This window comes from Thalassotalea sp. G20_0 (assembly GCF_017744175.1).
Classification (GTDB): Bacteria; Pseudomonadota; Gammaproteobacteria; order Pseudomonadales; family Endozoicomonadaceae; genus Endozoicomonas.
In genome coordinates, this window is record NZ_JAGHQV010000014.1 from 1 (window position 1) to 20,397 (window position 20,397).

Genomic DNA, 20,397 nt, shown 5'->3' on the forward strand with positions numbered 1-20,397 from the left:
TGTTGTCTGTTCAATCTGGCGACCTGCCATGCTCCGCTTTCTTTTGCGTTTGCGGCTGGTTGACGGCTCGTCTCTTCCAGCTTCAGTGGATGTTAACCGGGATACAGTATCTGCGGTTGCTGAGGAGAAAGGTGACTGCATGGTTTGTTTGGAGGTCCTCCCTGTTTCCAATTGGAGAATCGTTTGGGGATGACAACAATAGAGTACGACCTTGTCAGCCCGGTAAAGTTCCGGGCAACCGGTATCAGAGAAGCCTGACCTGTTTTGTCAGGCAGCCTGGTGTGGGATGTGTTACTGGATAGCGCTCCGCTGCAGCTACTCCAGATGAATACACGTCAACTGCCACAGCCTGAAAACTGACGTATTCATAATTTCTGAAAACATAAAAGATCCAGCAGCTTTCACTGCTAAGAAAAATCACTATCACCACCCTGAAAGTTCTGACTATCTTGCCAAATCATGATGTGTCAAAAGATATCTTCTGTGCTTTAGCACCATGGGCAATGGCTTTAAACAAACTGTCCCAGCTATCAATCATTAACGTGGGAAAGAAACTGGTGCTTTTCCTCCATAATCGCTTTCGTGTAGGCTTCCCTGCTTATTTAGTGCTTGTACGAAAACCCATCAGCCCTTGAAAACAGCAGTCTGTGACCCAACTTAATCATTGAAGATTGCCACTGACAGGCTGTTTTCTCACTCATGCGCCAAACCATCAAGCCACAAATGCAGTTAGGTGAGGTCGATATCTCTGCCATCACCTTCAACCCCAAATCCAGAGACGACATACCCCGCCTCTTGCGGGCTTTTCAGCATATCTGGGTCACTCCAGAGCTGAGAGAGCAGGTTTTCCAAGCCCTTGAACGAATGATACCCGCCAGCCGTGACAATGGCCGCCCTGGTATGGATCTCTGGAAAATACTGATTTTTGGCACCCTGCGTCTGACCATCAACTGCGACTATGACCGCCTTCAGGAGCTGGCCAATGAACACGGTACATTGCGGCAAATGCTCGGACACGGGCCGTACTGTACCCACTCTTATCACATCCAGACTTTGCACGATAATATCGCCCTGTTTACCCCGGAAATACTGGACGAGATCAACCAGATTGTGGTCAATGCCGGTCACCAGCTGGTAAAAAAAAAGAAGAGCGGATATGCGCCCGCGCTGACTCGTTTGTCGTAAAAACCAATGCCCACTTTCCAACGGATATTAACCTGCTCTGGGATGCCGTTCGCAAAATGATCGAGAGGGCAGCCTGAATGTTGGTTGGAAACAGCAGGTGCTGATCAAACTCAACAGGACTATCCTTGAACTTTGGCTGTGACATTTGGCATAAGTCAGTTTGATTTTGAGGCTTATGATAACATAAGCCTATTCTCGGTCAGCCTCCTGGGAGGCTGACCGAGAATAGCGCCCGACTAGGAGGCTGTCCGAGAATAGACTGCCCTACTGCGGCGGCAGAAAATTGAGGATAAACAAAAACCGGCAATCAATGCCCGGGCGATTGTAAAACAACCCCCTGAACACTATTTCGCCATAAACATCCGGACACTCTTGATCCGGTTATCTTTCACCTGGAGGATCTCAAAACGGCAATTCTTGATTTTCCAGCACACGCTGGCCTCGGGAATGGCTTCCATCTCTTCCGTAATCAGGCCATTAATGGTTCGGGCATCATCCGTTGGCAGATTCCAGCCCAGCGCCTTGTTAACATCGCGAATGGAGGCTGAACCATCGATGATATAACTGCCATCCCCCTGGGGCGTAATATCCTGACTGCTGTCGGAGACATCGGTGGTAAAGTCACCGACGATCTCCTCAAGAATATCTTCCAGGGTCACCAGGCCCATAATATCGCCGTACTCGTCCACAACCAGGGCGGTTCTCTCCTTGGCCTTCTGGAAATTGAACAACTGGGTATGCAGATGCGTGGATTCCGGAACGTAATACGGTTCAGCGGTTTCCTGCAACAGTGTTGCCTTGTTGACCTTTTCCAGCGTCAGCAATCGGGCAATCTTGCGCATATGAAGTATACCGACAATATTATTGATATCACCGCGATACACCGGCAGGCGGGTATGCTGACAATCCCTTAGCTGATCAATAATCTCTTTAATATCATCCTCAATATCGATACCGTAGACCTCATTTCTGGGTACCATAATGTCATCAACCCGCACTTTCTCCAGGTCAAGAATGCCCAGCAACATGCCACGGCGCTTCTTCGGCAGGCGCAGGCCGGACTCATTCACCAGCGTCCGCAACTCTTCACTGGTCAGCTGATCCTCACCTTCCTGGCCCGGACGTATCCCTAACGGCCTCATCAGCAAAGAGCAGATCCAGTTAACCAGCACCACCATCGGATAGAGCACCTTCAACAGAGGAACCAGTACCATGGATGCAGGAAAGGCCACCTTTTCCGGATACATGGCAGCGATGGTTTTGGGCGTCACCTCACCAAAAATCAGCACAATAAAGGTCAACCCCAGGGTGGCAATAGCAATACCGCTGTCTCCCCAGAGACGGACAGCAATAATGGTGGCCAGGGCAGAGGCCAGAATGTTAACAAAATTGTTGCCGATCAGAATGACCCCAATCAGTCGATCAGGCCTGTCCAGCAGGCTGCTGGTTCTTTTCGCTGCCCGGTTACCCTTGCGGGCAAGGTGCCGGAGACGATAGCGATTGATGGCCATCATCCCGGTTTCCGAACTGGAGAAAAATGCAGAAAACAGCAGAAGAAAAACGAGTGCGCCAATCAATGCGCTTAAGGGTGCTTCACTCAACGAGTTGTCGCCTTTTGTCAGAACCAATGCGGTAAAACCACCTATTTTACCTGCTTCAGGGCGAAGTCCCAAGCCCGGGTGTTTGCCAATATGAAGTGAGCCTGTACTTTTCTGACTTCGTATGGTTACCGAACCATGAAAAACCAACAGGTGCATTGGGCGCTTTGGTTGTAGAGGGAACTCTTAGGGTAGACATTTAGCGCCTACTCCCAGCTTCGGGAAGTTGAAGACGGAACCACGAAGGACACGAAGAGCACAAAAAAGAGTTTGCTTTTCCTTCGTGCTCTTCGTGTCCTTCGTAGTTCCATTCAAAAGCCATTGAAAATAGAGGGGTAAGCTTAATGTCCACCCTAAGAGAGTGAACTAATTAATGGGCGAACTGTCCAAATTATTATTATTCATTCGGTTTAACTTAATCACATCGACACGGCAAGGATTGCCAGAGGAGGTAACAAGCATGGATCCGCTCGGTATTAGAACACTCGACTTTAAAACAATAGATGCAACAAAAGAAAAAGAGTTGCCTGATCAACGTTGTGTTAGTTTATCTAACCAACTGGTTAAGACAGGCACCGCCTTTGCCAGAGACGTTGGAAAAAGTGAAGAGGTAATCCTGCCGGTTATTGTTTCTTGTAATAGGAGCCAAAGGCCGGCAAGTTGTGAGCTGAGCAATAAAACAAGCACGGAAACCCCTGAAAATTCCACACATGGTCAGCGGACTGTGCAAACCCGGCCATCTGCAAACTGGCTGACAAGAATATGTGAGTATTTCTTCCCGGACAAAGACGTACAGGTCAGACAGGCAAAAACAACCAGCGCGCCACTGGTCTACCACCATTTCCGGCAAGTTGATTGTGGCGCAAACGGACTGGTTGATTTGGCTTACCAGTCACCGGATAACTCAAAGAATGTATCTGACAATCCACTGGACGTGGAACAATACTTCGAAGGGGAACGAGAACGCCCCGAAAAGGTACCTGGTATCCGAAAAGCCGCCAGGCAGAACTCAACTGAAGTGAACAATTCGGCAGGGCTCCTGGCCAGAAAAACGTATGTATCGTCGGCAGTAAGCCCTATGGAAGACACTTAGTACCGCCTTCTCAACCAGTTAAAACACCCCAACATTATCGGGCTTGTCGATTCCAGGAGCGCGACGGAAACAACGTCGGCCGGTGACGACATGTTGCGTATCAGTCTGCTGACCGAATCCGGTATCGCCAGTCTCAATACTGTAGCAACGAAGGCACAACCGCTGCCCGCCCGGGACATCGCCCGCATGATGAAGGGGGTACTGGCTGGTGTTAAACACCTGCATGATCACCGGATCACCCACAGTGATCTGAAACCCCGAAATGTTGTACTGATGCCTGATATGACGACAAAGCTGATTGATTTTGGCTCTGCCAGGGAGTTTGGCGATGACGTTGAGCAGCTGGACTGTCGGGATATGGGAACACCTGGCTATGTCGCACCTGAAATCGATAACAGTGACGGTGCTGAAGCTCAACTGGCCACTTTTGAGGAGTTACGGAAGGCTGATTATTGGGCCGTTGGTTGCATACTCTATGAATTGGTAACCGGCGGACCCTTGTTTGACGAGCAGCCCGAACCGGATGGTTACGAGGATATGAGCGCACAGGTCAATAAGCGGATTATTGCCATGATGCCAGAGGAATGGAACACTAATGATGTGCAAGCTGTACAGGAATGCCTGAATGAACTGCTCAAAACGGCACCTGAACAACGACAGGTCATAAGACTGGAAACCTTTATAGAAAACCTCGGTAACAATGGGTAGTGGGTAGGGAACGTGCTCCTGTAAAAAGGTTGCCGTTTCCCCTCCTCCGAACCGTGCGTGCAGATTTCACTGCACACGGCTCTCCATGCTGTTAAGAGGACTGTACCTTCAGTCTCAAGTCACTCTAATTCCCTTCGTCTTTGTTCGTACAGCATTCAAGCTCATTGAAACCATGCACCAGGTCTATTCTCGAGCAGCCCCCTGGCGACACTCCAGCACGCCTACCATCCCAACGCCTCCCCGTTTTTGATAGCTCTCCGGAATTTCTGCCCCGCAGGATTGACCATCGGCTAATTTGACCTGGAAGTACTTATCGGATGGTGGCAAATTGACCTGGAAAATCCCGAAGCGGTCAGTGCGGACAAAGCCAACCTCACTTTGAATGGCGGCATTGACCAGCGCACCTCCCTGCCCATCCACCAGTTTACCCAGCAGCACAACCTCTTCTGCAGCAGAGAAATCAACCACCTCCACATTACCAGGGTAAAGTGTGATATTGCGCTCACCCTGATCGTAACGATAAAACTCATTACCCCGGGGACGAATGCCCACGCGGTAAATGCCATAGGGCGAAAGAGGAACAACGGTTTTACTATTACCTTTAGCAATACCCACCGCCGAACCATTGACCAGAACATCGAACTGAGCGGATGGACTGCCATCAATGGCCACCATCAAGGCACTGTCGGCACGATTTCCACCACCCAGGCCAGCTCCCTGACCATTGACGGCAAATGACGTATCAATACGACCATTGTAGTTAATATAGGATTCCTGATTACTCTGTTCACCTGTCGGAGAAATATGATCCGCCGTAAACTCAGCCAGGAAGCGGGCGTGCTCATATTTTACATTTCCACCGAGTATTTTCTGATCCCGGGCAAGATCTTCATAGCGCATGCCCAGCTCACCAGTCCCATTCAGTATGTCGTCACGGTACCAGCGGGAGTCCAGTGCATAGCCAAAGTCGCTTGCAACATCCTGTTCCCGACTATCTTCCCAGCGGTTTTCACCACGAATATTGACATCCCAGTTACGGGCATTGCGTCTTAAGGTAACACCAAGAGTCGCGTTTTTATCCTCGTCGCTTTCGGAGTAATCCATCTCCAGATCCAGATCAAAGTCATTAAACCGGCCCACATTACGGGACCAGGATAACGAATAAATAGTATCAGCATCATCAGATGAAGAATTATCGGTCATCTGTCGGTTGTAGGAATAACTGCCCGACAAGCTCCCCCCCAGAAACTCCATGGATGCTGATAAAGAGCGATTTTCATAGCTTTCCTCCAGAAGAGTTACCGGAGCGTCTTCCTCTGTATTCTGATCCGGCCTGAATTCATCATTCCATAGCCGCTGATGATAGTAACTCAGATATACCGGCCCCACAGAAAATGCTGTCTCCAGTGCAAGTCCCCTGGCCCGGTCACTGCCTGCCATACCCGTTATCGCAATATCCCACTCATCCCCCTGGTGGAAATACTCTGCCTCCACCACCTGTTGTTCACGGGTGGCGGAGCTGCGCAGCTCAATGGATGAGTTGTCAGTGACCCGCCCGGCAGCACCGCCTTTCAGCAGCCATTCGCCGATATTTTCTGGCAAGGTGTCCTGATTACGTTCAGTCATTTCACCACCTTCGAGGTACCAGATTATTTCATCCGACGGCGGGAGTCGTACTGATTTGGTAAAAAATCGGGTAATTTCCTGTTCCAGAACCGGGCCATCATAGATACGGATAGTGACCTGATAAGAACCCTGGGGAAAAGAGCCGGTATCAATCTCCTGACTGCCGGCATCCACAGAGCCTGCGTAAATCAGCCGGTTATCCCGAAACACCTCCACCCGCCGGCGTCCGGTGGTGAAAATACGAATGGGTGTGGAGTTAACATCAGCAACATCCAGACGGGAGTTCATGGAACTACCCAGCTTCACCCCAAACACCTGCTGACTGCGGCTGAACTCCGGAGTCATCATACCGCTGTAGTCCAGATAACCGGCCCCCATTTGCAGGCCTCTGGCATCACGCTCCAGGTAAAATGTATCGATCTGGAAACGGCTGTCCTGGTTGTAATCCCAGTTTGCGACCAGGTGATTCTCCTGCCAGCCAAGCAGTGTATTGCCAAACAACGAGTAGCTGCTTTGATCATCATCCGATGCGGTGACACCACTGGTAACGGCTGACAACCCCTGAATAAGCCCCAGAGAGCTGCTGGAATCGGGCAAATACTTACTCTGATTCAGGGTCTGCACCTGCAAATAAGGCTCGGCGATAAAAATATCCCCCCGAAAACGACTGGCATCAAAAATCACCCCGGCCACTTCCGGGTTGAGTCGGCCGCACCGGGTATCATCAGCCCTCCAGCACACCTGACCGGGGTTGGAAAAAATTCTGCCCGATAAGGCGGCCTCCACCTTGTCCAGATGGCTTATCGTGCCGATGCGCTCCAGCAATGCTCTCGGGTCAGTCAGGGTAATGGTATCCGGCGTATAGGTAACCATGGCCGAGGTGACGAATCGGCCACCATAATAAAAATCAGCCACTGTCGTTTGTGGTGCAGCCATGCCCCGGAACTCCTCCGGAATCTGGCTCGGCTCAAGCCCTGCAAGGGTCGGCCGGGTATTGCCTGGCGCAGCTCCCTCTTCGGCCAGCAATGGAAGAGACAACGGGGCAACTAATACCGAGCAAACAACCAGCAGAGCGACAGGACTCCGGTTACAGAAACACGTTTTCATTGAGCTCTTACCCTGACCATCAAAATTCCGGAATAATGGCCGCCGGACACGGCCATAACCTCACTCTCAGGAATATTCAGCTGTACCCACAGGTTGCGATAGGCATCGCAGGTCGATAGTTTTTTTGTCTGTTTTCGGGATAATCCAACAGGCGTCCATGTCTTAGGCTCAATCGGTTGATACCCGCGCCCACGACCACGGATACTGGCCTGGTATTCAATGGTTTCTCCGCCCTTATTGCGCAGCAGAAAACCGGGCTGTCCGCCCTGCCCTTCAAGCTGCACATCAAATCTTGCTGCTTTTCCCGGGGAGTAGACACAGAAACTCTTTTCTTCAGTAAAGTGATTGGCCTGGTTCAACAGAAAGCGATCACTGGGTGAGTAAATCCCTATGGCTGAACGGGTGCTTTTATAGGTCAGGGTGATGGTTTTATCTAAAGCTTTTCCGCCTGCAGTATCAACGCGGACATTCAGTTTGGCCTGATAAAGAGTGCCAGGCTCTGCCCCCTCATCAATCACCACAAAGGAGAAAGGCTTGCACACTCGTTCAGCATTGTTTCTCCGGTCCTGCCCCGGGCACAGTGAGTAATGACGGGTGGCCATGCGCTTTTTACCGGGCTCAACGGTATTCAGGGTATTTACCCGCCAGGCACCGCCGGGGGTCAGTTGCTTATAAGGAAAGTCAATATGAACTTTGACAGGGCTATGACCGGACTTATTTTGGGGGTGAAGATAAACAAAGCGCTGCCCCCCCCGTTCTTCAATGCCGGACAGCACATTAACGGTGACATAAAACCCGGAAGCATCCTCCAGCGCCAGGTTCATCACTGCCTGCCCCGTGACATTCCGGTCGGATAAATTCAGCTGATTCCGGGTAATCTCAATGCCCTCATCCCCTCTCAGCGAGGTTGAGGCAATAACCAGCAGGCTGAACACAAGCAGCCAACGGCAGCGGTAATTGGCATTCTTCATTATCCCTGTCCCCGGGTCGGTCACCATCACGGTGCAATGCTGAAAACTGATGGCTCTTTATTGAGCCTGAACCGTTATGGTGAAGCTGGCGCTATAGTCACCCGGTAATTGCGATTGCAGGTAATCCACGTTGTTATTGAACAGTGCCAGGGTATGGGTGGACTGGCCTGCACCAAAAGCGGAGGTTGTCTGGCTTTCAATACCCGAGGCAGGTATCCGCTCAAGACTCTCCATACGGCTGACTTTGCCTTCAGCCAGACCGGCATGGATATACATCTTTGCTTCCCCACCCTTCCGGGCAAGAAAGTACTTTTTTCGCCGTTTCCCCTCGGAACTGCTAACCGTCAGCCGGAATCGTTTCGGTTGATCCGCACTGGCACCATTACGATTGACCTGAAATGGAATAAGGTCGGAGGCAAGCGTACCGTCCGTTGTCATATTGAGCGTGATGTTGGCAGGCAGGCCGCTCAGGGCGATCAGCTCCGGAATATCGGCATTGACCCTCATCGTCATATCCGAGGTATCCTGATGACCGGCATGAACGAATAAAGGCAGCAAGATAAATAATACGGTGAGCAGGGGTTTAAAGGTTGATGACGTTGTTTTTAATTTCATGGTTCACCGCCACAATGACAACTATCCAGCCTCAGCTGGCATTGCACTCTGAACGCTTCAGGAAAGTAAGCCAACCTGGCTTAAAGAAGGTCTGGTAGCCGGGAATCTGCATTCCCATATCAGGATGGGAATGCAGTAGGTCACCACTATCTGGCAGCAATAGTCAATGTCAAGTTATTTTTGTAAGTGCCTGCTGGTTTTGAATAATGATCATCTGGTTGAATTACAAAATCCAGTGATGTTCTTACTTCTCCTCTCAATCCATTTGAGGTTTTATATTCTACCGGTGTATTAGGGGTCATGGATGCATACCCAAGGCCTTGCCCACCATGCTTATATTTAACCATCATAGGGATTTGATCACCGCCTTCGGATTGCACAATAAATCCACTACCACCAGTATGCGTTGGTTTTATCGTTAGTTCATAGCGCCTTGGGGACACATCGGCATGGCGCATTCTTACAACCATTTCTGCGGAACCAACGATACCACCCATGGGATTATTAGGATCTTCGTACGTTAACTCAACGTTGGAATTATTCTTGATTTCCAACATGATCATATCTTTAACATACGCTGAAACGTCAATTTGTTCTTTAGCTTCTTTAATATCAGCAAGCGCAGAAACACTAACAGCAGCGGCAATTAAACTAACAGCAAACAATTTCATGGTTTTCATGATAATATGCTCCAGGGCAATTATTATTTTTGAAGTCTTATTGCTTTGTATGAGTCTGAATGGTCAGTCGAATCACTTTTCACTCAAACTTGGCGCTATCTTAAGAACAACAGCCAACGGTGGGTACTGGCAAAAATACCAGTTATTGCTGAAACTTATTGACGCAAGACAATTTTACTTACTGAAAAGGTGTTTTTACCTACCAGGTTCACCCTGAAATCTACGCCCCGGCTTTTGACACCAGTCATTTTTTTTTGTTAGTGTCAGGCTCGTCTGAATCAGTAAGAACAATAAGGAGTATGCCCCCTCATGCCAGTCAAAAAAACACGATCCGGGTTGTTATCAGGACTTTTGTGTTCCATGGCAATAATCAGCACAGCGCCCAACACCCTCGCCAACGTGGTGTCCGACTCAAAAAAACTGACCGTCAGCGTGGTGATCCCTCCCCGTTTAACGGCCAAAGTGCTTGCCCCCCATCAGAGTTCACCAGCCGATTATTCTTTATGCATATCCGGCAAAGGGGTTGCACAGTTTCGGATACAAAGTCATGACTGGTCCTCCGATTCAGCCGATCATCACCTGTCCGGTTATTCCAGGCCTTACCCTGTTAACACCAGTCAGGCTGAACGTTGCACCAGGGAAACCGCTAAAATCATTTCACTGCCACCGGCATCCGGCCACAGGCGGGTAATGCTTGCTGCCGAATAAGTCTGTGATGGTCAATTTCATTAAAAATCGGTGTTTTTATTGAGGCTCGTCAATTGAGTCTTATAAAAACCGCTTTTCGTTCAACCGCCTCTTTTCGCCACCAGCCTTCTCATTTTATCCTCACTTACAGTCGCCATCAGCCGTTGGCCACTCTGTTGTTTTTTCGGTAATTACAAGCATCAAAAGCCGGAAGGTATCTCCAGCAATGAAACACACACGCTTTTTAGCCGGTATCGCCGGCCTGCTACTCTCCCAGTGTCTCTATGCCCAGTTGGCTATTGACCGGATTATCGTGGACTTCAATGAGGAGTCGCCAAACCGCGATGATGTGCAACTGGTTAATACCAGCGCAACGGAAACGTTATTTATCAATATCGAGGTACTGGAAGTAAATAACCCCGGAACTCCGGAAGAAACCCGGGTGATTACCGATGACCCGGCCAAAATCGGCCTGATCGCCACACCGAACCAGGTTATTTTGCCACCAAACACCCGTCGTCTGGTCCGGCTGGTCAACCTGCTACCCGCCGAGCACCAGGAACGCATTTTCCGGGTGAATTTCTCGCCAGTATCCGGTGAGCTGGAAACCGAGAACAATGCAGTCAAACTGATGGTAGGCTATCAGGCCCTGATTATGGTTCGCCCGGAAAAAACCGTATTTGCCCTGGAAGGCCAGCGAAACGGCAACACCCTGACCCTGACCAATAACAGCAATACCAATGTCATGCTCAATAATATTCGCCAATGTACCGACAAGAGCAGCGAGGACTGCACCCGCTATGTAGAAAGGCGTCTCTACCCTGGCAATGTATGGTCCATGGATTTAACCGGAGAAGGCCCGCTGACGCTGACTGCGGCCGATGGCACTGCATTGCACAACATGACATTCTGACTTACCAGCCAATCCCATGCCCGGCATGGGATTGCCGTTTTTGATCTGCAAGCCCCTTCAAAAGCAGGACTGCCCGGAAACCACGCAGTCAAGCACCAGTCTTGAGCCAAAGTAAGCAAGGACCAGAAACAGGACACCGGCCAGAGTCCAGCGAACGGCCGTCTGCCCACGCCAGCCAAAACGCCAGTGGCCAATCAACAGTGCCGCAAAAAGACACCAGGCGGTGATGGATAATATCGTTTTATGCACCAGCCGCTGGGCAAACATATCTTCCAGGAAGAGAAACCCACTGCCCAGCGAGAGTGTCAGCAAAATAACCCCAAGGACCAGAAACTCAAATAGCAGCCGCTCCATGGTTTGCAACGGCGGCAGTGTTCTGATGGTATGCCGGTGAGTGCGCAGCTGGTGTTCCTGGTAGGAGAGCAGAATGGCCTGAAATGCCGCCACCATCAGAATGCCATAGGCCATAACCGAAAGCAGCACATGGGAAACCATGGATGATGCGGTGTTCCAGACAATATGTTCAACCGGGGCCAGCAGGGCAAGCACAATGGCCAGCATGGTGACCGGCAGAATCATCACCAGCAGGCTTTCCGAGGGTTTTTTCAAACTGCTCAGGAGCACCATCATGGTCACCATCATAGAGGTCAGCGATCCCATGGTGAACACGCCAAGGTTGATGCCCCGATCAGTATGGATGGAAATGTATAACGCAATAACGTGGAAAATCAGGCCAAGGGCGGTAATCAACAGAACCAGCGATTTGGGCATTTCACGCCCACAGTTTCGCAACCCCTGCCCAACCGTGCCTGCCAGATAGCAACCAAGCGCACCCATACTGACGAACATGACACTCATTAGCGAAGCCTATTTATCCCCAAGCAGCAAAAAAAAGCAGGAAGCCCTCTAAGACCACAGGCTTCAACGTAAAGCAGCATCGGCAGTTTGTCATATTACCCGGCGCTAGACAAACAACCTTACACCAGATCCACTGAAATGGATGCCGCTTTAGTTTTGATTCCTATATAATGGCCAACATTCTGTGCGTTCAACCGCATAAACACCTTAGATCAGGGTAATTCCCAGAATGTTCGAAAATTTAACCGAACGCCTGTCCCGCACACTGAAAACCGTAACCGGGAAGGCCAAGCTAACCGAAGACAATATCAAGGACACCCTGCGCGAAGTGCGCATGGCTCTGCTGGAAGCAGACGTTGCCCTGCCGGTGGTTCGAGAGTTTATCAACCGGATCAGGGACCGGGCCATCGGGCAGGAAGTTCAGTCCAGCCTGAGCCCGGGCCAGGCGTTTGTCAAAATTGTCCAGAATGAGCTGATTGAGGTCATGGGTTCGTCCAACGACGAACTGAACCTGGCCACCCAGCCACCGGCCGTGATCCTGATGGCCGGTCTGCAGGGTGCCGGTAAAACCACCTCCGCGGCCAAACTGGGTAAATGGCTGAAAGAGCGCCAGAAGAAATCCGTTATGGTGGTCAGTGCCGACGTTTACCGTCCCGCGGCGATCAAACAGCTGGAAACCCTGGCACAGGAAACCGGCCTGAACTTTTTCCCGTCGTCTGCTGACCAGAAACCGGTGGATATTGTTAATGGCGCGATTCATGAAGCCCGCATCAAGCATGCGGATGTCCTGATTGTCGACACCGCCGGTCGTCTGCATATCGATAACGATATGATGGCTGAAATCCAGCAGCTGCACAGCGCCATCAACCCCATAGAAACCCTGTTCGTGGTGGATGCCATGACCGGTCAGGATGCAGCCAATACCGCCAAGGCGTTTGGTGATGCCCTGCCATTGACCGGTGTTATTCTGACCAAAGCGGATGGTGATGCCCGTGGTGGTGCAGCGCTGTCGGTGCGCCAGATCACCGGCAAGCCCATCAAGTTTATCGGTATGGGCGAGAAGACCGATGCCCTGGAGCCTTTCTATCCGGACCGTATCGCCTCGCGCATTCTGGGCATGGGGGATATTCTCTCCCTGATCGAGGAAGCCGAGCGCAAGCTGGACCGCAGCAAGGCGGACAAGCTGGCCAGCAAGCTGAAGAAAGGCAAAGGCTTTGATCTGGAAGATTTCCGCGACCAGCTGCAGCAAATGAAGAAAATGGGTGGACTCAGCGGCATGATGGACAAACTGCCCGGCATGGGCGGCATGGCACCACAGCTTCAGGGTCAGATGGACAACAGGATTTTTGTCCAGATGGAAGCCATCATCAACTCCATGACCCCGGCTGAGCGCGCCAACCCGGACATCATGAACGGATCCCGCAAAAAACGCATAGCTGCTGGCTCCGGCACCCAGATCCAGGACATCAACCGACTTATCAAGCAGCATAAGCAGATGAGTAAAATGATGAAAAAAGCCACCAAAAAAGGAGGCATGAGCAAACTGATGCGAGGCATGTCGTCCATGAAAGGCCAGCTGCCCGGCGGCATGGGCGGAATGGGTGGCATGATGCCTCCCGGTGGCGGCAAAAAGTTTCCGTTTTAACAACCCATTAATTGCCAGCTCCAAAACAGGGCTGGCCATTTGAATTTAATAACAATTTTCATTGAAATCGATAATTTATTTCAATCCCGAATAATAAATAAAATCCACATTCCGAACATTTACGAATTTTTGCTGTCTAAGTTTCTGCGTAATTAGAAATCAGGTCAGGTAAGGGACCTCTGTTTTTAATCACTGCTCCTGTTCAGAAAAGCCCCGCAAACATGGGGATTGATACGAGTTTAGAGATTTGAATTGGAACCACAAAGCACACAAAGAGCACTAAGAACAGATTTTCTTTTCCTTTGTGCTCTTTGTGTGTTGGTTCCAATCGCCGGGTGCCTTAAAGCCCACGTATGACAAGGCTTTCACCCTTAAGTCAGTGCCATTGGTTCAGAGACCCAAATCCGGGCAAATGAATAAGGCATTTATTTTAATAAACCAAAACGAGCAATGACCTTATAACAAATTAAATTTTGACCATCAGCATAATGGAGTATTCGAAGTGGATAAGATTACCCGGTCCAATCATGATTATTCAAGCTTGCCAGGAAGCCAACCTGACCCGCGGAATCAAGACTTATCTTCTGGTCGTCCTCGCAGCAACAGTGTTTGCCTGGGTTCATTCGGCTTGACAGGAGATGGTGCCAACTGCACCGGCGAGAGTAATGTCGGTGACATTCCGATTCAAGATCGAACGATCGAAATTCCCGTTCATCAGCCCACAACAAACGCCGCCACTGCGCCAAAGACTGATACCGGATCGGAAGATGCATCAGCTAGCCCCTGTCAAGACACCCCCACATTATCTCATCCGGAGAGCCCCACTCCATCAACCGATAGTAGCTTTTATCTTGCCCACTACAACTTTCTGATGCATTACTTGGGAACTATCCCTAAAAAGCAAAAGCCTGATCTGAATAAGCCAAATGATGGTCCGCAAGAGCAAAAGCCTGATCTGAATAAGCCAAATAATGATCCGCAAGAGCAAAAGTCTGATCCACGAAAACAAACGCCTGTTCCAAAACCTCGAAAATCCATTGGCTCAAAATCTCTTCCGCAAACGCAAAAACCTGTTCCGAAACAGCGAAAATGTATCCCTCAAGAGCAAAAACCTATCCAGGGAGATATGACCACACGGGAGGGGCAAGTAGTTAAGGAGCCATTGGAGAACGCAACCAGCGCTGCCTGCCCTTCTCCGACGCCACAGCTAATACACTCATTCGGCAATGTTTCATTAACCATGTATTCAGGCATCCAGGCAAAAAACAACAACTGTGCACTGGCTGCCTTTTTTATGGCTCTATCAAACAACGGAGCATTGAATACATTGATTGACGAGATTGAAGCCGGAACCAGTAAACTAAAATCGAAAGGCAAAATGCAAGATGCCAATACTCTGGATGAATTTTTACCGATATGCAGACATTTTCACTTTGATGAAAATACGAATGGCTACATTGCCGATGAGGGTCTGGACCGCATAAGAACACTTTTCAAACTCAACAATGAAACACTCAGCGAACCCCAACCCCTTTCAATATCGGATATTATCCCCGCAATCCTCGAATGCATCTATGACTATCCGGACGCTGGAAAAGTCCCATCCGAAAATTTCGGTATCCTTAAATATACACAGTCCTCTTTGAAGCACAAAATAGTATCGATTACAGCCGGGGATGGCTTCGTCACTATCAATGACACACAGGAACCAGTCAGCAGTCTCAGGGATGATAGAATTCCCTCAATTGCGATACCAGAGGGCCTGACCAAAGTAGTGAACAATAAAGAACAACGAAAAGGACCTCCCCCCTCCAACCCGCCAAAATTTGTTTGGACTGTCGACGAATACATACGGGGTGAGGAACTGGCCATAATATGTACGGATAAACATGAAAGCAGCACAGGCAATCTGTCCGGTAGAAAATTTGAATATTTTGGTGACCCGGTGAATAAATTGAGGGTGATGGATGCCGAGGTTGAATATCATTATCGCTATGGCCTCTTTCCTCGTACCGTTAGTTCATCATTTATCAATATCCGGGGACAGCAGATATTCGTTAATCATAAGCTAACCGGTTTTAACAAAGATGAACCTGAAAGTGGCAGAATAACCGCAACCTCTTCTCGATGGGCAACAACCCTGCAAGAGCTGATCGATAATTGGCTCAGGAACACTAAGCAAGGAATGGAACTTGATGATTGTGCATTCAAAGAGTTGTTACCTGATGACCATCACTCCCCGGAAGTGTTGTTGGTAACCATACCCAACTTTGGAACCGAGATCAGACCCGAGCTGGAGTGGTGGAAAGATGTCTCTATCCCCACTGCCGACGGAAAAAAGAAGGATTACGAAGTCGGTGGCGTGGTCACTATTCAAACAGGCCATTTTGTGGGCTGGCGTAAAGAAGGCAACGTCCTTCATTATGCTGACTCCATGGGAAACATCGAAGGCACTGAGACAATTCCCCTAGTCGTCAAAATGCCGCTGACCGGGGCTGAAGAAACTCAAGAAATGTTACAAGCCGCTAATAATGACAGTGAAAGTCAATTCGATGCCTATTGCTCGGCAAGCCGAAGGGTCACCAATCTGGGGAAATCAGCAGCACTGGTTATTCTGACACAAAAGCCTGATTCATAGGGAACATACTTATCACAGCATATTGCCTCCTTCCCTTGTTTTCCCTACAATATGCGCCCTTTATGATTGGCTTGAAGCCGATCATGGATTAGCTGACGGATGATGAAAAAGGATCTTTCCTCGCTCAAATCTGTCTCAACTCTTCTGGGTTTCAGTCATACGTCCTGCGCGTCTGGCCAGTGAACACAGAAAACCAGTTGCCGGAAACAACTATAGGAAACCCTATTCCATGGTAACCATTCGTCTTGCACGTGGCGGCTCTAAAAAGCGTCCATTTTACCACCTGACCGTGGCTGACAGCCGTAACGCTAACGGCGGTCGTTTCATTGAGCGCGTAGGTTTCTTCAACCCTGGTGCTCGTGGCCAGGAAGAGCGCCTGCGTATTGATAACGAGCGTGTAGAATTCTGGCTGGGCCAGGGTGCTACTGCATCTGACCGCGTCGCCCAGCTTCTGAAAGAAGCCAAAAAGGCTGCGTGAGGTTAATAACCCAGTGACAACGGCAGTAGAGGGCGCTGTGAAGCGCATTGCGTTAGGCCATATTTCCTCCGTATTCGGGGTCAAAGGCTGGCTGAAGATTCACTCCAACACCAGCCCGATGGAAAACATCCTCAACTACCCACGCTGGATTCTTGACCCTGCTGGCCAAAAGAGCGGTGATCTTAAAACCGTTGAAATCGATCAGGCCCGGCCACACGGTAAAGGTCTGATTGCCCATATCGTCGGTTGTGACGATCGTGAGCTGGCCCGCAGTTACTGTGGTTACCAGATCACCATCAACGCCGATGATCTGCCCGCACCGGAAGATGACGAGATTTACTGGCATCAACTGGAATCGCTGGATGTTTTCTCCCGCAACGCCGAGGGAGACAATGTTCTGCTGGGCAAAGTCAGCCACCTGATGGAGACAGGTGCCAACGACGTCCTGGTCATTCGCCCCACGAAAGGCAGCATTGACCGTCGAGAGCGTCTGGTACCCTGGCTTACCGGATCGGTGGTGCTAGACGTCAATCCTGAGAAAGGATTTATCCGGGTAGATTGGGACCCGGAGTTTTAACTGGCCATGACGACTCAACACTCACCCCTTGATGAACCAGCCGGAGAAACACTGGCAGAAACTCATCAGGACACAGACAAGAGCGCCATGGACATCGGAATGTGGTTCGGTGTCGTCAGCCTCTTCCCGGAGATGTTCCGGGCCATAACCGCGCACGGTATTACCGGCCGCGCGGTTAAGGAACGGCTGATAGAGGTACAGACCTGGAATCCCAGGGACTTTACCCATGACCGGCACCGAACTGTGGATGACCGACCTTATGGCGGTGGTCCCGGCATGTTGATGAAAATTCAACCTCTGCGTGACGCCATCCATGCAGCCCGCAAAGCTGCAGGAGCCGAGGCCAAAGTGATTTACCTCTCTCCCCAGGGTCGTATGCTCGACCAGAAAGGGGTAGAGGAGCTTGCCCAAAGCAAGAAACTGATCCTGGTCGCGGGGCGATATGAAGGTATTGACGAGCGGGTAATCCAGACCGAAATCGATGAAGAATGGTCTATTGGTGATTACGTGTTAAGTGGTGGCGAACTCGCTGCCATGACTCTGATTGATGCAGTATCACGCTTTGTACCGGGCACCCTGGGTCATAAGGATTCCGCTCAGGAAGATTCATTTGCTGATGGTCTTCTTGACTGCCCGCACTACACCCGTCCTGAGCTTTTTGAAGGACAGGAAGTGCCGCAAGTACTGTTATCAGGCAACCATGCTCTGATTGAGCGCTGGCGACTGAAACAGTCCCTGGGCAGAACCTGGCTGAGACGGCCTGACCTGTTGGAGAACCTACTGCAACAAAGGTCACTGACCAGCGAGGAAGAAAGGTTGTTGTCGGAGTTTATTGCTGAACACTCAGCCAAAAGTGACGACAGTGCCTGAGAGCCAGACTCTCAAGCCAACCAGATTGTGCTATCGGCTTGTTTCGGATTGGTTTTGACCCTGCGTCAGGGCAATCTGAGTGAAACACAGCTTGAGCGGGACAGAATTGACTAACCAGGAGCAATTATCAATGAGCAAAAACAAAATCATTGCGCAGCTTGAAGCTGAACAAATGACCAAAGAGATCCCTGCTTTTAGCCAGGGTGACACTGTAGTCGTACAGGTTAAGGTAAAAGAAGGCAACCGTGAGCGTCTGCAGGCGTTCGAAGGTGTTGTCATCGGTAAGCGTAACCGTGGCCTGAACTCTGCCTTCACCGTTCGTAAAATCTCCAGCGGTGTTGGCGTTGAGCGTACCTTCCAGACTTACTCTCCACTGATCGCTTCTGTGACTGTGAAGCGTCGTGGTGACGTTCGTCAGGCTAAGCTGTACTACCTCCGTGAGCTGAGCGGTAAAGCTGCTCGTATCAAGGAAAAGCTCAACTAAGATTCAGTTTAATTTTCCGGCAACTGATTTTTACACGAGTTTCTCAGAAGAGCGGATGGGTGAAACACCTGATCCGGGAAAAGCGGCGAAAGCCGCTTTTTTTATCTGAACAAATCATGTCTTTCGCTGTCTTAATAAATCGAGAAGTAGTTATAAAGGCAGTCATATTTATGCCGGATATTATTCAACCCTGCCATTCCAGCTTTGCCGTAAGAACAGCACCACCGAGTGAGAATAACACTGTAGATAGCAGAAACAGCAGTGCCACTCACTTTCGGGAGTCAGACCTACCCTCCACCAGAACAACAGTTACCAGCGGTATTGGCGATTCGAACCCCACCAGAATCAGTCATAGGCACGTCTCGACTAATACCGCCACGACCCACTCACCACTCACGTCAACGGCAACTCAGGATATGGCAACACTACCTGAGGGGCCTGACTTTCTTCTGCGCTTTCCCGAAGAACATCTTTTCCTGTTATTTGCCGACCCGGATGACATTATTTCAAGTCGTTCACCACAGGAATATGAAGATGCAGAGCCAGGATGCACAGCGGCCTGGTGCCGCTGTATGAGCCAGGTGTTAGAGTGGATTCAGCATGACCCTGCAGATGCTCCCCTGATTTCCCGACAACGCTATATGCAGATCAACGCCTTACTGACCAAAGACGTGCAAAATATGCTTGACAGCCATATTCCCGGAACCGTACGAAAAAGGCATGTGGGTTACCCTTCCAGTGAACATACCCAAAAAGGCTTCATCCAGGCACTGCTGTACAAGCAACGACTGGAAGAAAGCTATGAGCTTTGCCGTGGCACCCACGGTGCGACCATTGTCACTTCCCCGAAAGGGAGCATAATTTCTGATACCAGACTGATTGCAAATTATACCGACCTTAAAGGTGTCAGCATTTCTTTCAGGGCATTAGGACCTAATGGTCCAGTATCAGAAACAAACGGCATTGATAAAATTTTGTTCAAATACCAACTCATGGCCCTTCTTGAGAAAGAAATCATCACGCCGCTGAATACACAACTGGAATCACTACAGCACAAGAAAATCAAGAAGCCTGAACTGCTGGCAAAACTGATTGACACACTTGCCACCTACTGGCCCAGACTTGAGCAGCTACACATTCCTATGGATGGCACCTGCAGAACAAATTATATGTTAATGCAATATATTTTTATGAAATTTGGTTTCCCTCCGCCGGTATTGATGGATCCAAACTCGATTGACCTGGTTCATACTTCTCTTTGTAAACGAATCATAGGCATTGGCTTAAAAAATTCACTTGAACTCATGAATAAAAGAGATCAGATATCAGAAACAGAAGCAATTATTCATCGATACACAAAACGATACCTGAAAAATTCGTTTTGCCTCATTCGCTCATCGCAAAAATACGAAAAATACCTGATCCCGGATGAATTGAATTTTAACGATCATTACAAGACCCAAATGAAGCATCTTACCAGAGAGTTCATGGAGGTACTGGCTCCATACAGAACCACCACGCAAACCGGTACAAGACCACTGAAGAGACCTTTACACAGCCGGAAAAAATCATGATTTACAAAAACACCATTAAGCCCACTGCAAAAAGCTTATTGCACCACTGAGTCAATCAACTCAGCCGGACCAATCACAATTGCCAGCTTA

General features: G+C 49.7%; 16 protein-coding genes and 2 pseudogenes. 12 read left to right on the forward strand and 6 right to left on the reverse strand.

All coding sequences use genetic code 11. The features are described from left to right. Nucleotides 1-699 precede the first annotated feature (699 nt). Nucleotides 700-1,259: pseudogene (locus J7438_RS10315) on the forward strand (ISNCY family transposase); the annotation flags it as partial. Between the two features lie 270 nt (nt 1,260-1,529). Here J7438_RS10315 and J7438_RS10320 read toward each other — a convergent pair. Continuing rightward, complete coding sequence (locus J7438_RS10320) at nt 1,530-2,786, reverse strand: CNNM domain-containing protein (RefSeq protein WP_209276546.1); 1,257 nt, start codon at nt 2,784-2,786, stop codon at nt 1,530-1,532. Between the two features lie 370 nt (nt 2,787-3,156). On the opposite strand from J7438_RS10320, the gene J7438_RS10325 reads away from it, so the two are divergent. Together J7438_RS10325 and J7438_RS10330 are read left to right on the forward strand one after the other, a co-directional pair. Then, nucleotides 3,157-3,876 (forward strand): hypothetical protein, encoded by a 720-nt coding sequence (locus J7438_RS10325; protein ID WP_209276480.1) that lies wholly within the window; start codon nt 3,157-3,159, stop codon nt 3,874-3,876. Between the two features lie 15 nt (nt 3,877-3,891). Continuing rightward, nucleotides 3,892-4,584: pseudogene (locus tag J7438_RS10330) on the forward strand (protein kinase domain-containing protein); the annotation flags it as partial. A gap of 183 nt (nt 4,585-4,767) precedes the next feature. On the opposite strand, the gene J7438_RS10335 reads toward J7438_RS10330, so the two are convergent. The 4 genes from J7438_RS10335 to J7438_RS10350 form a co-directional block, all read right to left on the reverse strand. Continuing rightward, the gene (locus tag J7438_RS10335; protein ID WP_209276481.1) at nt 4,768-7,317 is read right to left on the reverse strand and encodes a TcfC E-set like domain-containing protein; all 2,550 of its coding nucleotides are present in this window, start codon (nt 7,315-7,317) and stop codon (nt 4,768-4,770) included. Further along, nucleotides 7,314-8,288, reverse strand: coding sequence for a hypothetical protein (locus tag J7438_RS10340; RefSeq protein WP_209276482.1), 975 nt, complete (start codon nt 8,286-8,288; stop codon nt 7,314-7,316). Before J7438_RS10340 ends, J7438_RS10335 begins: the two co-directional genes overlap by 4 nt. Before the next feature lie 57 nt (nt 8,289-8,345). Then, nucleotides 8,346-8,903 carry a hypothetical protein gene (locus J7438_RS10345; RefSeq protein WP_209276483.1) on the reverse strand — a complete coding sequence of 186 codons (558 nt, stop codon included), beginning with the start codon at nt 8,901-8,903 and terminating at the stop codon, nt 8,346-8,348. Nucleotides 8,904-9,049: 146 nt separating this feature from the next. Then, nucleotides 9,050-9,583 carry a hypothetical protein gene (locus J7438_RS10350; protein ID WP_209276484.1) on the reverse strand — a complete coding sequence of 178 codons (534 nt, stop codon included), beginning with the start codon at nt 9,581-9,583 and terminating at the stop codon, nt 9,050-9,052. Nucleotides 9,584-9,892: 309 nt separating this feature from the next. Between J7438_RS10350 and J7438_RS10355 the strand changes: the two genes are divergently transcribed. Together J7438_RS10355 and J7438_RS10360 are read left to right on the forward strand one after the other, a co-directional pair. After that, nucleotides 9,893-10,291, forward strand: a complete 399-nt coding sequence (locus J7438_RS10355) for a hypothetical protein (protein ID WP_209276485.1) — start codon at nt 9,893-9,895, stop codon at nt 10,289-10,291. Between the two features lie 205 nt (nt 10,292-10,496). Beyond that, nucleotides 10,497-11,183, forward strand: a complete 687-nt coding sequence (locus J7438_RS10360; protein WP_209276486.1) for a fimbrial biogenesis chaperone — start codon at nt 10,497-10,499, stop codon at nt 11,181-11,183. Between the two features lie 57 nt (nt 11,184-11,240). Here J7438_RS10360 and J7438_RS10365 read toward each other — a convergent pair whose 3' ends face one another. Next, nucleotides 11,241-12,041, reverse strand: a complete 801-nt coding sequence (locus J7438_RS10365) for a cytochrome C assembly family protein (RefSeq protein ID WP_209276487.1) — start codon at nt 12,039-12,041, stop codon at nt 11,241-11,243. A 229-nt stretch (nt 12,042-12,270) separates the two neighbouring features. On the opposite strand from J7438_RS10365, the gene ffh reads away from it, so the two are divergent. From ffh to J7438_RS10400, 7 genes are all read left to right on the forward strand, one after another. Continuing rightward, a complete protein-coding gene (gene ffh, locus J7438_RS10370; protein ID WP_209276488.1) occupies nt 12,271-13,686 on the forward strand; it encodes a signal recognition particle protein in 1,416 nt (471 codons plus the stop codon). Between the two features lie 502 nt (nt 13,687-14,188). Beyond that, entirely contained in the window at nt 14,189-16,324 is a 2,136-nt protein-coding gene (locus J7438_RS10375; RefSeq protein ID WP_209276489.1) for a hypothetical protein, read from the forward strand. A 229-nt stretch (nt 16,325-16,553) separates the two neighbouring features. Beyond that, nucleotides 16,554-16,802: a 30S ribosomal protein S16 gene (gene rpsP, locus J7438_RS10380; RefSeq protein ID WP_101745200.1), complete on the forward strand. Its 249-nt coding sequence runs from the start codon at nt 16,554-16,556 to the stop codon at nt 16,800-16,802. A gap of 13 nt (nt 16,803-16,815) precedes the next feature. Next, a complete protein-coding gene (rimM, locus tag J7438_RS10385) occupies nt 16,816-17,379 on the forward strand; it encodes a ribosome maturation factor RimM (RefSeq protein WP_353620120.1) in 564 nt (187 codons plus the stop codon). A 99-nt stretch (nt 17,380-17,478) separates the two neighbouring features. After that, entirely contained in the window at nt 17,479-18,249 is a 771-nt protein-coding gene (gene trmD / locus J7438_RS10390) for a tRNA (guanosine(37)-N1)-methyltransferase TrmD (RefSeq protein WP_209200952.1), read from the forward strand. A 130-nt stretch (nt 18,250-18,379) separates the two neighbouring features. Further along, nucleotides 18,380-18,733 (forward strand): 50S ribosomal protein L19, encoded by a 354-nt coding sequence (gene rplS, locus J7438_RS10395; protein WP_209200923.1) that lies wholly within the window; start codon nt 18,380-18,382, stop codon nt 18,731-18,733. A gap of 59 nt (nt 18,734-18,792) precedes the next feature. Beyond that, nucleotides 18,793-20,307 (forward strand): hypothetical protein, encoded by a 1,515-nt coding sequence (locus J7438_RS10400; RefSeq protein WP_209276490.1) that lies wholly within the window; start codon nt 18,793-18,795, stop codon nt 20,305-20,307. The last annotated feature ends 90 nt before the right edge of the window (nt 20,308-20,397 follow it).

Excerpts from the sequence above, each read along its gene's own strand:
- J7438_RS10355 (WP_209276485.1), top strand. The coding sequence starts at position 9,893 with ATGCCAGTCAAAAAAACACGATCCGGGTTGTTATCAGGACTTTTGTGT.
- J7438_RS10340 (WP_209276482.1), bottom strand. The coding sequence starts at position 8,288 with ATGAAGAATGCCAATTACCGCTGCCGTTGGCTGCTTGTGTTCAGCCTG.
- trmD (WP_209200952.1), top strand. The coding sequence starts at position 17,479 with ATGTGGTTCGGTGTCGTCAGCCTCTTCCCGGAGATGTTCCGGGCCATA.
- J7438_RS10365 (WP_209276487.1), bottom strand. The coding sequence starts at position 12,041 with ATGAGTGTCATGTTCGTCAGTATGGGTGCGCTTGGTTGCTATCTGGCA.
- J7438_RS10345 (WP_209276483.1), bottom strand. The coding sequence starts at position 8,903 with ATGAAATTAAAAACAACGTCATCAACCTTTAAACCCCTGCTCACCGTA.
- ffh (WP_209276488.1), top strand. The coding sequence starts at position 12,271 with ATGTTCGAAAATTTAACCGAACGCCTGTCCCGCACACTGAAAACCGTA.
- J7438_RS10325 (WP_209276480.1), top strand. The coding sequence starts at position 3,157 with ATGGGCGAACTGTCCAAATTATTATTATTCATTCGGTTTAACTTAATC.
- J7438_RS10335 (WP_209276481.1), bottom strand. The coding sequence starts at position 7,317 with ATGAAAACGTGTTTCTGTAACCGGAGTCCTGTCGCTCTGCTGGTTGTT.
- J7438_RS10350 (WP_209276484.1), bottom strand. The coding sequence starts at position 9,583 with ATGAAAACCATGAAATTGTTTGCTGTTAGTTTAATTGCCGCTGCTGTT.
- rplS (WP_209200923.1), top strand. The coding sequence starts at position 18,380 with ATGAGCAAAAACAAAATCATTGCGCAGCTTGAAGCTGAACAAATGACC.
- rpsP (WP_101745200.1), top strand. The coding sequence starts at position 16,554 with ATGGTAACCATTCGTCTTGCACGTGGCGGCTCTAAAAAGCGTCCATTT.
- J7438_RS10360 (WP_209276486.1), top strand. The coding sequence starts at position 10,497 with ATGAAACACACACGCTTTTTAGCCGGTATCGCCGGCCTGCTACTCTCC.